The organism is Pedobacter sp. PLR, from assembly GCF_026239675.1.
In the GTDB taxonomy this organism is placed as follows: domain Bacteria; phylum Bacteroidota; class Bacteroidia; order Sphingobacteriales; family Sphingobacteriaceae; genus Pedobacter.
The window spans coordinates 1-386 of the sequence record NZ_JAPIVQ010000044.1; the positions used below are offsets into that span (position 1 = coordinate 1).

Sequence of the window (386 nt, forward strand, 5' to 3'; positions counted from 1 at the left end):
AACCGGTAATCCGGTTACTGCAGATCCTACCAAAACCAGTTACGGTAACCGCTGCTGCGCAGACGAAAGTATTCGGCGATGTAGAACCTGCCATCGCTGCCCCAACCATCACTCCGGCATTAACAGGTACTGATGTAAGCACAGGAACCTTATCCAGAGTATCCGGAGAAAATGCAGGAAACTATGAAATCCAGCAAAACTCATTCAACCTGGATCAATATAAATATGCAATTACTTATGTTCCTGCTAATTTCACGGTCAGCAAGAAACCAGTAACCATTACGCCAAAGCTGGCTTATTCAAAAACGTATGGAGCAACTGATCCAACCTTTGAGTACAACTTTACGCCATTGGTATCAACGGATGTCATCACAGGAGCATTGGCG

The 386-nt window shown here is 45.1% G+C and carries 1 protein-coding gene; it reads left to right on the forward strand.

What is annotated here, in order from left to right:
* Positions 1 to 386 (forward strand): MBG domain-containing protein (locus tag OQX61_RS24280; RefSeq protein WP_265844432.1); only part of this gene is annotated, 386 nt, incomplete at both ends.